Annotated in this window: 13 protein-coding genes; 11 read left to right on the top strand and 2 right to left on the bottom strand. The window is 47.1% G+C overall.

What is annotated here, in order from left to right; translation table 11 throughout:
* Window positions 1–27 precede the first annotated feature (27 nt).
* The 6 genes from L6466_RS03500 (at window position 28) to L6466_RS03525 (ending at window position 5452) form a co-directional block, all read left to right on the top strand.
* Window positions 28–963, top strand: a complete 936-nt coding sequence (locus L6466_RS03500) for a hypothetical protein (protein ID WP_237802069.1) — start codon at window positions 28–30, stop codon at window positions 961–963.
* Window positions 964–1247: 284 nt separating this feature from the next.
* Window positions 1248–1802, top strand: coding sequence for a hypothetical protein (locus L6466_RS03505; protein ID WP_237802068.1), 555 nt, complete (start codon window positions 1248–1250; stop codon window positions 1800–1802).
* An 82-nt stretch (window positions 1803–1884) separates the two neighbouring features.
* Complete coding sequence (locus L6466_RS03510) at window positions 1885–2166, top strand: hypothetical protein (RefSeq protein WP_237793329.1); 282 nt, start codon at window positions 1885–1887, stop codon at window positions 2164–2166.
* 107 nt (window positions 2167–2273) lie between these two features.
* Window positions 2274–2615, top strand: a complete 342-nt coding sequence (locus tag L6466_RS03515; RefSeq protein WP_237793328.1) for a hypothetical protein — start codon at window positions 2274–2276, stop codon at window positions 2613–2615.
* A 1-nt stretch (window position 2616) separates the two neighbouring features.
* Window positions 2617–5001, top strand: a complete 2385-nt coding sequence (locus L6466_RS03520) for a BT4734/BF3469 family protein (RefSeq protein WP_237802067.1) — start codon at window positions 2617–2619, stop codon at window positions 4999–5001.
* A gap of 34 nt (window positions 5002–5035) precedes the next feature.
* Window positions 5036–5452 (top strand): hypothetical protein, encoded by a 417-nt coding sequence (locus L6466_RS03525; RefSeq protein WP_237793326.1) that lies wholly within the window; start codon window positions 5036–5038, stop codon window positions 5450–5452.
* A 337-nt stretch (window positions 5453–5789) separates the two neighbouring features.
* Here L6466_RS03525 and L6466_RS03530 read toward each other — a convergent pair whose 3' ends face one another.
* Entirely contained in the window at window positions 5790–6701 is a 912-nt protein-coding gene (locus tag L6466_RS03530; RefSeq protein ID WP_237802066.1) for a leucine-rich repeat domain-containing protein, read from the bottom strand.
* 371 nt (window positions 6702–7072) lie between these two features.
* On the opposite strand from L6466_RS03530, the gene L6466_RS03535 reads away from it, so the two are divergent.
* A complete protein-coding gene (locus tag L6466_RS03535) occupies window positions 7073–8152 on the top strand; it encodes a TlpA disulfide reductase family protein (protein ID WP_237802065.1) in 1080 nt (359 codons plus the stop codon).
* 111 nt (window positions 8153–8263) lie between these two features.
* Here the strand turns inward: L6466_RS03535 and L6466_RS03540 are convergent, their stop codons facing one another.
* The gene (locus tag L6466_RS03540) at window positions 8264–9469 is read right to left on the bottom strand and encodes an ATP-binding protein (protein WP_091816871.1); all 1206 of its coding nucleotides are present in this window, start codon (window positions 9467–9469) and stop codon (window positions 8264–8266) included.
* Between the two features lie 404 nt (window positions 9470–9873).
* On the opposite strand from L6466_RS03540, the gene L6466_RS03545 reads away from it, so the two are divergent.
* The 4 genes from L6466_RS03545 (at window position 9874) to fldA (ending at window position 13467) form a co-directional block, all read left to right on the top strand.
* On the top strand, window positions 9874–10206 hold the full coding sequence (locus tag L6466_RS03545; RefSeq protein ID WP_237802064.1) for a hypothetical protein: 333 nt from the start codon (window positions 9874–9876) through the stop codon (window positions 10204–10206).
* Between the two features lie 59 nt (window positions 10207–10265).
* A complete protein-coding gene (locus L6466_RS03550; RefSeq protein WP_237813078.1) occupies window positions 10266–12434 on the top strand; it encodes a TonB-dependent receptor in 2169 nt (722 codons plus the stop codon).
* 126 nt (window positions 12435–12560) lie between these two features.
* On the top strand, window positions 12561–12950 hold the full coding sequence (locus L6466_RS03555) for a DUF2023 family protein (RefSeq protein ID WP_237793320.1): 390 nt from the start codon (window positions 12561–12563) through the stop codon (window positions 12948–12950).
* Between the two features lie 22 nt (window positions 12951–12972).
* Window positions 12973–13467, top strand: a complete 495-nt coding sequence (gene fldA / locus L6466_RS03560) for a flavodoxin FldA (RefSeq protein ID WP_237793319.1) — start codon at window positions 12973–12975, stop codon at window positions 13465–13467.
* Window positions 13468–13730 lie beyond the last annotated feature (263 nt).

Raw genomic sequence — 13730 nt, forward strand, 5'->3', positions numbered from 1 at the left:
TTTTTTTAATCATAACCAAAAACAATTATGAACACAAATTTTAAAGACGTCAATGAAGCGTCATTTACGCTCGATGCCATCAGGGAGATGGCAGAGACCATGAACGAGATTTATGAACAAATGAAAAGGATCCCGAAGCACCTGTATGGGCAGTACTATCTGCAAGAGAGGGCTAAGTACGATGCGAGCCGTGTCACTATGAAGTATGAAAGATGGAAGACGCAGGAGTGGGATGAGACCTTTGAAAGCCTGAAAGACCTGCAGACAATGGTTGTTGCTGAGTTCCTGACGAAGCGTCCTCTGCGATTCTCGCGCAGACCAACGTTACGGGAAATCGCAGAAGTGCAACTGGACCTGGTGCAGAATCGCCTGTCTAATGTTTTTGCGTATTGCGAGGACTTCAAGGAGATGTGTGCCTGCTTTCGTAGATTTAACTGGTGGGAGGGTGACATCCTGAAGCTGGACTACAACCGCTATGGCAAATATCTGCTGTTTAACTATCACAAAATGACGGAAGAGGAGCGCCGGGCATTCTTCGAACTGGATATCATGTTGGAGCTGATTAATAAGGATATGGCGAAGGTGATGCCTGCGATTGAGGATGATGAGGCGCAGATGGATACAGAGGGGGAAATGGAAATGAAGATAGTCCAGGCGGCGCGAACAATGAGGGCAGAGGGTACGCTGAAACATCTATATGATTATACGTGGGTGATGATGCTGATGAATGAGACAAAATGGTTGCCCAGTTTTGACACGCCGACATCATTTGTCGACTATATGGGACAATGTGGAGTGGAGATTATGTCTTCCCGTTCAAATATCACAAAATACTATGATAAGGCACGAGGGGAATTTCCTAATTGGACGTTTGATGATGCTGATGGCGATGAGGCTAAAAGACGCAATAATGTAGGAAAACGCTTCCTGAATCTGGTGAGAAGTGGGAATAATTCCCACTAGTATTCCCACATTTATTCCATTATTCCCACACTTATTCACAGTGCGACTTTCGTGGTTGCGCTGTGATTTTTTTGTTTCTACCTTTGCATCGTCAACAGGATAAAATACCTGATTTGACGGTGCTCTTTGACATGATGATACAGAGTAACTGGGTTTAAAGACACAGTCGCTCGAGCTTTGCTCGCTTGCTACTGAAAGGACGCAAGAACACATATAACATATAAATAATAACATATTAAACAATTAATGGTCGTATAAAGGATGCGACGTAAAAAATAAAAAAAATGGATATAATAGAATTGAAAAAGCTCTATGACAGCTCTGTATGCAATCTTGCAATGTATTTGGATTGCTGCATAAGAATGGAGTTGGAAAAGGTAAGGGGCAATGATGATGTGATGCAGGATCACTGGGCAGAAGCACTCTTTTCGGTCATGAGAAATCGAAATAATGTCACGGATTGCCTGGAATTCCTCAGTAAAGCGCGCCTGGCAATCAATGATGCTGTTGCACAAGAAGAGGCATTCGAGAAGCATTTTAAGACCTTTGAGGTTGAGCCTCGGCTGATAGCGAAGATGCTGGTGGGACATATCGGCTTTAAGGTGGATAAGAAGTTGGCAGAGTGCTCGCGTATGGTGAAGATAACGGCTGGCGAGATTCTTTCGAAGAAAAAGAAGAAAATGTCAAAAGTTGAACGTGAGAATCTGGTGCGGGAATTCATGGGTATCGTCATCCCGATGGCAGAGAAATATGGAATTCACCTGACGTACGAAGGGGCGCTGGATTTGAACGGGATGTACCTGGAGGCGTGGTTCATGAATAAGTGCATGGCAGAGTAACTTTTAGAGACACAATATCTTTTTAGAGACACATTAACATAATAACATATTTTTTATAACAGATTTTTTAATAACAAAACAAATGGAAGCAAAGATTTTGAAAGTGGTACGCCAGGGCGAGGCCTTCAGCGTACAGAGTGCAAAACAGGAGTCGGGCAGCATTCAGAAGTGCAACATTGTGCTGAAGGAGCTGGGCGGCAAGTTTGAAAATGAATATGTGTGCGCCATGCTGGGTAATCTGGCGACGTGCAGGTTCTGCGAAGGTGATGTGGTAGTAGCAACCCTTCGATTCTCTACGCATGAATATCAGGGACAGACATTCCAAGAGATTCTGGCAACGGACCTGATAAAGGTAAAAAGGTAAAAAAGTAAAAAGGTAAAAAAGTAAAACTTGAGTTGAGGCGAAAGAAGTCTTCACGTGAAGATGGCCATCGGATTTCTGAAACTTCTGCTCGCAAAAACTCAAAAGAAATGGAAGTAATAATCAAGATTAAAGTTGATAAGAAAGTAATCGCCCGGATGCGAAAGGGCGAGTGTGTGAAGGGTTCGCTGCGCTTAGTGAAAAAGACTGGTGTAAAATCATTCACAGCCTATGTGCAGAAATCCAAAGAGACAAGCAGTGTGTCCACAAGCAGGACCATTGCTGAGCTTGACAACGGAAAGCTTTATGAGACAAAGACGCTGGTGGTACGGCGCGAGGCTTTCCAGAAACGGCTGGGTGTGCCACGTATCATGATGCAGATGGACGCAGGCAACAAACAGGCGAAAGATGCGCTGATAGACAGGGAGTTGGACTTAATTGAATTCTGCTAATATGTTTTGCTATCAGAAGAATTTTAGTAATCCGACGCTACCTGTGGACGAGGCCCAGTTTTGGGCGCTTGTCAGGGCAAGCAAATGGAACGAGAATATCGACAAGTATCGTGAGACGCACGATGCGGCACTCAAACGAAAATTGCCTGCGTTCATCTTCCAGGCCACGTTTGATGAGACCACGTCGAAGGCTGGGAAACTGGGGCAGTGGCGAAAGCAGTCTGCAACTCGTCTGACGGGACTCGTGGTAATGGACGTTGACCATATCGAAAACCCACTGACGCTCTATCAAGGTTGGGTCGAGAAGGGTCTGGACTGGAAGGCGCTGGGTATCGAACTAATCTATATTACGCCATCCGGTCAGGGCTTGAAAATCGTGTTTAAGGCTCGCCTGGACTGGGGTAATCTCATAGACAACCAGCATGCTATGGCGAAAGTACTTGGCGTGGAGGTTGACGAGAGTTGCAAGGATGCCAGCCGCATGAGCTTCATCTGCAAGGAGAGCGATATTTTATTTATTGACAAGGAGTTGTTTACGTACGAGAATAAAGAGTATGGTGAGCGATATGATGTTGAGTATCGCGACGGACACTCCCAAGAAACTAAAACGACCACGGATCTAGCGGATGGTACGGATAATCCGTCAAATCAGAGTAATCCGTGTTCAGAAGAAAATAATGAAGAAAATTTGCGTTATCATGGAATTGAATACAAAGAAATTTGCGAAGCGTGGCAGACCGCACAAGGCGGCGCACCTGCCACTGGAGACCGCCACCGCACAATGCTGCAGCTGGCTCTCGACCTTAGATATATCTGCGACAACCAACCCGAGATGGTCGATAGGGTGCTTAGAATGTGTGGATTTGTGCAGGACGTCATCCGGGAACGAGGCGACAAGGAAGTCACGGACATTGCTCATACGGCTTGTGAGCGAAAGCTTTACAAGGACATCCCCAAGAGGATGCAAGGGGTGCTTGAAAGTGTGGGTATTCACGCCAGCAAGCCCGACGGAGCTGCAAAGTCTGTGGGAGCAGTTGAAGTGCCTTATGAGCAGTTCGCTGAAAGGCTGGAGCCTCTCCTTTGCGCCCCTTATGCAGAAGCCTGCAAGGGAGTGAGCCGGCACAACTGGCTGGGCGCTGTGATGGCCTCAGGAGCCATGTACTGCACGCTGATGACACGCTGCTGGTACAAGCATTTCAACGGTGCCCGCCAGCGTATGAACCCGCAGGTGCTGATTATCGGTGACCCTGCCAGCGGTAAGAGTTTTGCCAAGGACCTGGACGACCAGATCATGTGTGCCATGAGGGCGCAGGACGAGGAGGTGCGTGCGCAGGAAACCCGCTACAAGCAGGAGCAGAAGAAGCGAGGGACCAGTTCGAAGGCACAGAAACAGGACGCACTGGTAGAGCCCGAGGGCATGATTCGCTATCTGCCCACGAAGACCTCAAACAACATCTTCTTCCGACGCCTGAAACGTGCTAAGGAAATGGTAGATGGTGAGGTGCTGCCCTTGCACCTGTATATGTTTGACTCAGAGCTCGATTCATCGATTTCTGCGCAGAGTGGGGGAGCATGGATAGGTAAGCACGACCTGGAGTTGAAAGCCTTCCATAACGAGCTGTCGGGTGTGGACTATGCCAATGGTGACTCCATCAACGACATCCTGCCCGTGTATTGGAACAGCGTCACCACGGGTACGCAGATTTCGCTCTATAAGAAGTTCACCATGCGCAATATCAACGACGGTCTCTGCAGTCGTGTAGCCATCTTCCAGATGGAGGTAGCCCGCTATCAGATGGTGAAGAAGAAGATGGTGGACTGGCAGGCCAATGAAGCCCTGAAGCAGTGGGGCTTCCGCTTTGAACAACTGCACGGTGAACTGCCCCTGGAACGCCTCACAGACCATGTGTATGAGCTCTGTGAACTGTCGGCTCAGGAGGCCGAGGCCGCTGATGACCATGTGCTGGACTACCTGCGAAAGCGTGCCGTGTTCTATGCCACCTGGCTCACCGTGCCCCGCATCATCGGGCGCCAGTATGAGCAGTTTAAGAAAACGGGTCAGCTGGAAATCAATGATGACGACTTGAAGTTCTCCACGCTGATCTATGATGCCGTGATCTATTTCCAGGACCACTTCTTCGGTCAGATGCTGCAGGACTCTTGGGACAATGCCGCCCGCGAGTATGTGCCCCGCCGAAAGAACTCGAAGAATGCCGATGCCTACAGGGATTTGCCGGAGACATTCACGACTCGAGAGGTGATGGATGTACTTGATATTGAAGAGAATCCTGCTGCGAAGCAATGCCAAAGATGGATGATTCACGGTTTTGTAGAGAGGATAAAAAAAGGTAAGTACCGGAAACTATTAAAAGAAATAATGGTGTAGACTCATTAAAGATTAAACATTAAAATTTTGAGAAATGATTGCAAGAGGAATTCGTAATAATAATCCGCTGAATATAAGACGTTCAAAGGATAAGTGGCAGGGCATGAAGGCCTTGCAGACAGACCCTCAGTTCTGTCAGTTTGAAACAATGCCGTATGGCTGGCGTGCAGCGTTTAAGATGTTGACGCGTACATACTATCATGATTACAGGCTCTATACCATCAGGGCGATAATCAATCGTTGGGCGCCGCCAAATGAGAACAACACGAAGCGGTACATTGAGAATGTCTGCAGGTTCACGGGCATCGGACCTGACGAGCCCTTGGGCATCCCCTCGGATAAGCCATCCCGCTGGATGAAGTTGGGTGCCGCAATGTGCGTCCAGGAATGCGGCGCAGAAGGACTGGATTGGATAGCCTTGCTCGATGGCTGGGCCTTGGCGAGAGAGTAGGGAACTTAAAAGGACATCAGGATCAGACAAGCGTCTTGTTCCTGATGTCCTTTGCCATTTTTAAGCGCATACAGATGCTACTAGCATACCAATGCAAATGATTGTGGCTGCGCAAGTAATGGTAATCAGAGGACATCAGGGACAGACGAGTGTCTGAGGACATCAGGGATAGACGAGTGTCTTGCTTCTGAATCATTTCCTTATGGGTATGGAAGAGTCGAGATGGCAGGTGCCTGTCCCCTAGGCATCTGGCATCTTGTCCCCTAGGCATCTTGATAACAAAGCATCCCTGCTCGAAATAGAAACGGGCAGGGATGCTCCTGATAGATAATAAAAACTATTTCATCACGACCTTTTGGCCGTTTATGATATTAATACCTTTCTTGGGCTCTGACAAGCGAACACCATTCAGGTCGTAAACAGTGGCATTCTTTTTTTGAGTGTTCTCAATAACTTTAATTCCTGTAGGTGTACCTTCAACTATGTAAGCAAAATCCTTCCACCCATTTGTAGCTTTGTATTTATCAATAGTTCCTACTGGCACATACAGCGTTGCATTATTGAATGTGTTTACGTTAAAGGCACTATAGGACGATGATTTGCCTTCTATCACAAAAGGATTCTCAATAAGCGAAACAACTGTTGTCAAATCCACTCCGTCGAACGCATAATTTCCAATACTCGTCACACTATTGGGAATGGTGATAGAGGTAAGGCCAAAGCAACGATAGAACGCATCATTTCCAATGCTCGTCACACTGTTGGGGATGGTGACGGAGGTGAGGCCATAGCAATACTGGAACGCTTTATCTCCAATGCTCGTCACGCTGTTGGGGATGATGACGGAGGTAAGTTTATAGCAATCCTCGAACGCACTCTCTCCAATGCTCGTCACACCACTGCCTATGGTGACGGAGGTAAGGCCAAAGCAACAAGAGAACGCTTCAGTTCCAATGCTCGTCACACTATTGGGGATGGTGACGGAGGTAAGGCCAGAGCAACCCTCGAACGCACTACTTTCAATGCTCGTCACCTTGCGTGTCCTGTTCATGTAGGTTACTTCCTCAGGGATAACAACATTGCCTTGATATCCGTAATAGCCACTACAGAAAGTAACCTCCAGTTCCGTGCCATCATTAATGTAGTTGTAATAAATGGTAACACCATCGGCATTCTGAACTTCAATGTCGTGGGCACTAGCTACCAATGGTAGCAAAATCATTGCGAGTAAAAGTAATTGTTTTTTCATATTCCGTGCGTCATAAGCGTGGGGTTTATGGTAATGTGTGGCAAAGATATATAAATTTCTCTACATCTACAAGAAATCACCCTTTTTTTAGCGTTTTTATATGACTGGAACTGGAGTCCTTGGGTACCATAACCTAAATTGTCTAACACAATAGGGTCTAACCTTGGAGGACAACAGGGACAGACGAGTGTCTTGCTTCTGAATCATTTCCTTATGGGTATGGAAGAGTCGAGATGACAGGTGCCCTCTGATTGGTCAATTCTTTGTGCCTTTATTTTTGTTTTTGCAACAATTAACAACCATAGGTGCAATCTTTTACCCAATTTGAGCGTATATACAAATAAAGGTACTACAACTTAGATAAACCAAATATGAAGAAAATAATCACAACCCTACTATTATTTGTCTTCTTAACAGTAACCATTCAGGGACAAATCAATTATCGGTTGGAAGGAAACATTGGCAGACCGGAAATAACCGACACGCTCATTTTGAAAGAAGAGCGAGGAGAAATCGTGGATGGCTTCATCGCTACAGGAGTCCTCGATACTCTATACATCGTGAAAGGCGAAATCCTGCCGATAGAAGGCCGTCTGTCTGAGCCTATGATGGCAAGAGCAAAAGGTAAACAGATATTGCTACTGCACATTATCTTGGATAATGGTACAACGAAAATTGATGGTACCATCGATGGCTCTATAGTCCGCCAGTCGGGCACTCCGCTCGTTGATGCTATGAACCAGATGGAGGAAGAGCATCAGTTGCTAATGAATGAATTCCGACGTGCTTTCAGTAGCGGTGAGCCTATAGACACGATGGGGTTGATTGCCCTTGAGGACAGCTTTGTTGTAAGTGTAATATCGGCGCACCCCAGCGACCCCATTGGTAGCCTTGTTGCCAATGATTACGCATCCGATGTCAGTGCTCTTTCTCCCCGTCGAGGTTTGGAACTCATCAACATGCTTGTCCCCTCTTGGGTGGAAAAGGAGCCGAGGCTGCAAATGTTGCGAAGAGATTTGCAAGCAAAGGTAAGTACTGGCGAGGGTATGAAGTTTATCGATATCGTTACTGAGTACAACGGCAAGCAGCAACGCCTTTCCGATTATGTAGGTCGTGGTAAATATGTACTTGCAGATTTCTGGGCTTCCTGGTGTTTACCCTGTCGCCGTGAGATTCCCAACCTCATCGCCATCTATAACAAGTACAAAGACAAGGGACTGGTTGTTCTTGGTATTGCTACATGGGATGACCCCATAAAAACAATGAAGGCCATCAAGGAGGAAAATATTCCATACCCTTCGATTATAAACTTCAAAAAGACCGATACCGATGTTTATGGTATTAGTGGTATTCCTCAAATTATGCTTTTCTCACCAGACGGAACTATCCTTGCCCGTGATTTAAGAGGCGAAGATATTGAGCAGAAACTCGCAGAGATTTTTGCAGAATAAGACAAATTCTTGATAATGGATGGCAGGTGCCTGTCCCCTGGCATCTATTGCACTGGTAAAATGATTGCTGGTGGCAAAAGAATAATCCTTGCCGAAAGTGATATCTTTGCGTTAATAAAGAAAACCAAAGGCCCAGAGAGGAATCTTCCTCATGTAGGCAGATTCTATATCATCGGCTGCGACATAGGCATTCTCTTGATCGGCTACTTGGCTGAAGCCTTTATCTTGTCCGCCAACCTCAATGACGATGTCACCATCAATACGGAAGTCGCCCTTCTTATAGCCTGCATATTCCACTTTGTGACCAGCAGATGCCAACTGGTTGGCAAAGAATGTCTCGCGCACAGTTCCTATCTCTGGCTTCTCCAGACTGAGTGTGTAAAGCAGATTAGGATTGTCAAGGTATATCTTGTCTGGCTTCTGTAAGTCTGTGACAGTCATCAAGTTGGTAAAGACTCTACGAATAAGATTGGCCTCCTCCATATTTGTGAGGTATTTGAGAGTAGATTGTCTGCTGATACCTGACGCCTTTGAAAGTTTTGAGATGTCCACCTCGTATGGTGTCATTTGAGATATCACATGAAGCAGTGCCTTGACTTGACGGGTGTACCCTACATCCAGACTGCGATATTTTGTCAGTTCCACATCAACGATGTAGTTGACCGTGTTTTCCAATTTGTCGTAATAATCCTGCTTCTCTTCGAAATAGAAAGGATAATACCCAAACTGGCGGTAGCGCGCAAAATGTTCCAGAGGATGGCACTTGGATATGATATCCATACAGACCTTTGAAGGGTTGTCTAACAATTGATCCAGTGAAACGGGCTTAATGTCGAGTCCCGTGTCAAGATGTATGAATTCGCGTAGCGACAATCCAGGCATGTCATATGGCATGAGACGGCGTGAGAGATCGGCCTGTCCGTCGTTTATCTGGATGAGGGACGAGCCACTCAATACGATGTGTAACTCATGATAGAGATCATAGATTTCTTTAATCTCCCGACTCCATCCTGGGTATTTGTGTACCTCGTCAATGAAAAGCCATTGTCCACCCATCATGACGAAGTTTTCTGCCAGATCGAGCAAGGTATGGGTAGAAAAATAGTTTGTATCAGCAGAACAATAGAGTACATGACGGTCGCCTGCAGGAAAATGCTGCTTGATGTATTGTTGCATCAGTGTTGACTTCCCCACGCCTTTGGGCCCACGGATTACCAAAAGCCGCGAATTCCAGTTGATGTGTTGCATGAAATCACGGACGTACTCCATCGGTACTTTTGATAGATAAGCATCATGACGTTTAAACAGACTCTCCATTTTTATTTCAATTTTACAGTTTCCTTGTTGATTTTAATAAACACTTTTTACGTAGATATGTTAACCATAACAAACATATACTGCCGTAATGTGTTAATCATAATAAACACTTTCTGGGCGCAAATATACAAATTACCGTACAGATAAAGAAATAATTTTCCCTTTTCTGTAGGAAATTTAATAGTTTTTAGCAATAGACATGCAAAGCTAAAGGTGACTTCCTGGCAGCTAAGAATACACCTTTATACGGTAAAGGCGTTTACGCAATTCTTTAAATAAACAGGCTTTGTATGAGCTTGTTAAGGTATTGTCAACTCTCTTACAGAATGTTAAATTGAACGAGATTTCCGCGGCGGCATAGGTGCGTTTGCGGAAATCTTTGTACTTTTGCAGTCGTGAAAGTGATGAAGAGACAGATAGCAGCCTTTGTGATGTTGGCGGTATTCCTGCCAATACTGCTGTTGTCGTCGATTCACGTGCACGAGTCGGCCGAGAGTGCCGAGGTGACCTGCGTGGACTGTCTGCACAACCATTGCGGCGGTCACCTGACACAGACCACGGTACACATGGACGACTGTGTGCTGTGCCAGTTCCTCACGCTGACGATGCTGACAGCTGCGGCGGTGGCTGTCACGCTGTTGATTCATGTATATAAGAAATGTTACGCCCAGCTTTTGTGCGGCCATGATGCTGCCTGCTGTGGCGCCATCGTGACACGTGGGCCGCCTGCTTTCTGATGCAGTAAGGAGGACCGTTTTACACATTTTTTTATATACATTATTATCATAAAGACAGAATGAAATCGAAATACATCATTCTGCCATTGCTGTGTGTAAGTATGGCAATGGCAGCACAGAATCATAACAATAAACATCAACATGCAGAGGACTCGACGGACGTGTTCTATCGCCATTTGCAACTAAACGAGCTGACGGTGACGGGCGTGACGGGCGATACGAAACTGAAACACGTGACGGCACCCGTGAGCATCGTTTCGCCACAGGTTCTCAGGGCCACGGCCTCGACCAACGTGATCGATGCTATCAGTCGTCAGCCAGGCGTGAGTCAGTTGACCACGGGCGGCAGCATCTCAAAACCCATCATCCGCGGATTGGGATACAACCGCGTGGTGGTGATGAGTGATGGCGTGCGCCAGGAGGGTCAGCAATGGGGCGACGAGCATGGCGTAGAGGTGGACGGCAACAGCGTGAACAGTGTGGAGATACTGAAGGGTCCGGCCTCGCTGATGTACGGCTCGGACGCGATGGCGGGTGTGGTGATTCTGCACCAGCAGCCTACGCTGGCCGAGGGCGAGATGAAGGCTAACGTAACTTCAGAATATCAGACCAATAACGGACTGTTTGCCTATCATTTGCAGATGGCAGGCAATCAGAAAGGCTTTGTATGGGACGCCAGCTTCAGCGACAAAATGGCTCATGCCTATAAGAATAAATATGATGGCTACGTGCCTGGTTCGCAGTTTTGTGAAAGGGCAGGACGTCTGATGCTGGGGGTGAACAAAGGATGGGGACACTCACGACTGACGTGGGCAATCTATCACCTGACGCCTGGTATCGTGGAGGGTGAGCGCGACGCCCAAACTGGTGAACTGGAACATGAAAATGGATGGACGGGGCATCAGTACTCGAAGTCGCTGCCCTTTCAGCAGGTGAAGCATTATAAACTGGTGTGGGACAACTCGCTGAACCTCTCGTCGGGTTATCTCAAGGCGCTCATCGGCTATCAGCAGAACCGCCGTCAGGAGTTCGAGGAGTCGATGGATGACTATGAGTTATACTTCAAGTTGCACACGTTGACCTACGACCTGCGCTACGTGACCAACGAGTTTGACGGCTGGAAACTCTCTACGGGTATTGGTGGTATGTATCAGAAATCGGGCAACGAGGGTGAGGAATACCTGATTCCAGACTACCGCCTGTTTGACTTCGGCCTCTATGCCACAGCCACGAAGCAGTTGGGTGACCGCTGGACGCTGAACGGTGGCGTGCGTTATGACCATCGCCACCTGCATGGCTATGAACTGATGGAGGATGATGAACTGCGCTTCACGGATTTCTCGCGCCACTTCAATGGACTGACGGGCAGCATTGGGGCTGTGCTTAATGTGAGCGACAACCTGAACCTGAAGATGAATATTGCCCGTGGATTCCGTACGCCCAACATGAGTGAATTGGCTTCGAATGGTGTGCACGAGGGTTCTGTGCGCTACGAACTGGGTAACCAGCAGCTGAAGTCGGAATACAGCCTGCAGGCCGACCTGGGTCTCGACTTCACCTCGCGCTATGTATCGGCACAGTTGGCCCTCTTTGCCAATCGCATCAACAATTATATCTTCACGCATCGTGTGGCAGAAGAGAAGGAAGAGGGCTATCTCACCTATGCCTACACCCAGGGCGATGCCCGACTGCTGGGCTTCGAGGCTGGTGTGGACTTTCACCCCATCCACTCCGTGCATTTCTCAAACGCATTCTCGTATGTTGATGCACAACAGATGCATGCGGCGCCAGGTGCCAAGTATCTGCCTTTTACGCCTGCTCCAAAATGGTCGTCGGAGTTGAAGTGGGAACTGTCGCACCATTCACACCCAACGATTGCCCATCATCATACAACGGATGCGGCTCATCGTTCGCTCCTCAACAATCTTTATGTAGCAGCCGGACTAGACTGTTTCCTGAAGCAGTCGCACATCTATGGTGCCGATGATACTGAGACGGAGACGCCAGGCTATGCCTTGCTCTCGCTCTCGGCAGGTACAGACCTTCAGTTGCATGGAAAGAAGGTGGCTGAATTCTATTTTACAGCCGATAACCTGTTGGACAAAGCCTATCAGAACCACCTGAGTCGCTTGAAGTATGCCGATGAGAACGCGGTTACAGGTCGTCGTGGCGTATATAACATGGGGCGCAATATCACATTCAAGGTGGTGATACCTATCACGCTGTAATACCTACTTTTGATTAATCTGCTTTTGCAGGTCTTTATAAGTGCGCAATGCTTAAAACACTCGTTTTTAGGTATTGCGTACTTTCATATTTCGCCGTAACTTTGCACCCAGAAAATAACAAGCAATATGACGATGAGAACGGCAACTATTCCTACGGAAATTAAAGTACTGATGAACCACATCTACGAACTGCAGAAGGGCGTGCGCCAGATGGTGCTGTTCACCTGCGATAAAAGATATGGTGATCAGACCATAGAGCGACTGGAGAGTCAGGGTATCCCTTACGTGCTTCAGCCTGCCGGTCAGAAAAACCTCAACGTGTACTTCGGACGTCGCGAGTGTCTGGAGGCTATCCGTCTCATCGTCACCCGTCCGCTTAACCAACTGACACCTGAGGAGGATTTCATCCTTGGCACGATGTTGGGCTACGACCTTTGCGCCCAATGCGAGCGCTACTGCAAACGCAAGAACGGATGCAAGGGAGATTGCGACGGCAAGTGTATCAAGAATAATTAGCCATATAAATTGAATGAAAAAAATGAATGCAACTATTGTAATCTATGGTTCCTCCACAGGAACATGCGAGGCTATCGCCGAGAAGATTGCCTCGAAACTGGGCTGCGAGGCTCTGAATGTACAGGACCTGACGGCCGATATCGTCAATGCCAACCAGAACCTGATTCTTGGTACTTCTACGTGGGGTGCCGGCGAACTGCAGGACGACTGGTACGACGGTCTGAACACGCTTAAGGCATGTGACCTGAGCGGCAAGACTATCGCCCTTTTCGGCTGTGGCGACTGCTCATGCTATAGCGATACCTTCGTGGGTGGTATCGGTGAACTCTACAACGGTATCAAGGGCAGCGGCGCCAAGTTTATTGGTAGCGTAGAGACCGACGGCTATACCTTCGACGACTCAGAGGCCGTGATTGACGGTAAGTTTATTGGTCTGCCTCTCGATAATGTCAACGAGGACGATAAGACCGATGTGCGTATCGACGCCTGGATAGCAGCCATCAGTCCAGAACTTTAAATAACTGGTATTTTTTATTCATAAATAGTATTTGTTTAGTATGAAAAAATGGTGACTGATCGTGATGACCGGTCACCATTTCTATGCTGATTTTAGAAAACTCAAAAACAAAAAACGAGGCGAGCATCACTGCTGGCCTCGAATACTAAGTTAATCAACCATAAACCTTAACCATTAAAAATCAATTGCAAAGATACATAATCTTGTTGATATCTCCAAGGATTTTATCATTTTTTTTCAAAAACTTTCTTTGCTTATTGATT

Source organism: Prevotella communis (assembly GCF_022024175.1).
Lineage (GTDB): Bacteria > Bacteroidota > Bacteroidia > Bacteroidales > Bacteroidaceae > Prevotella > Prevotella communis.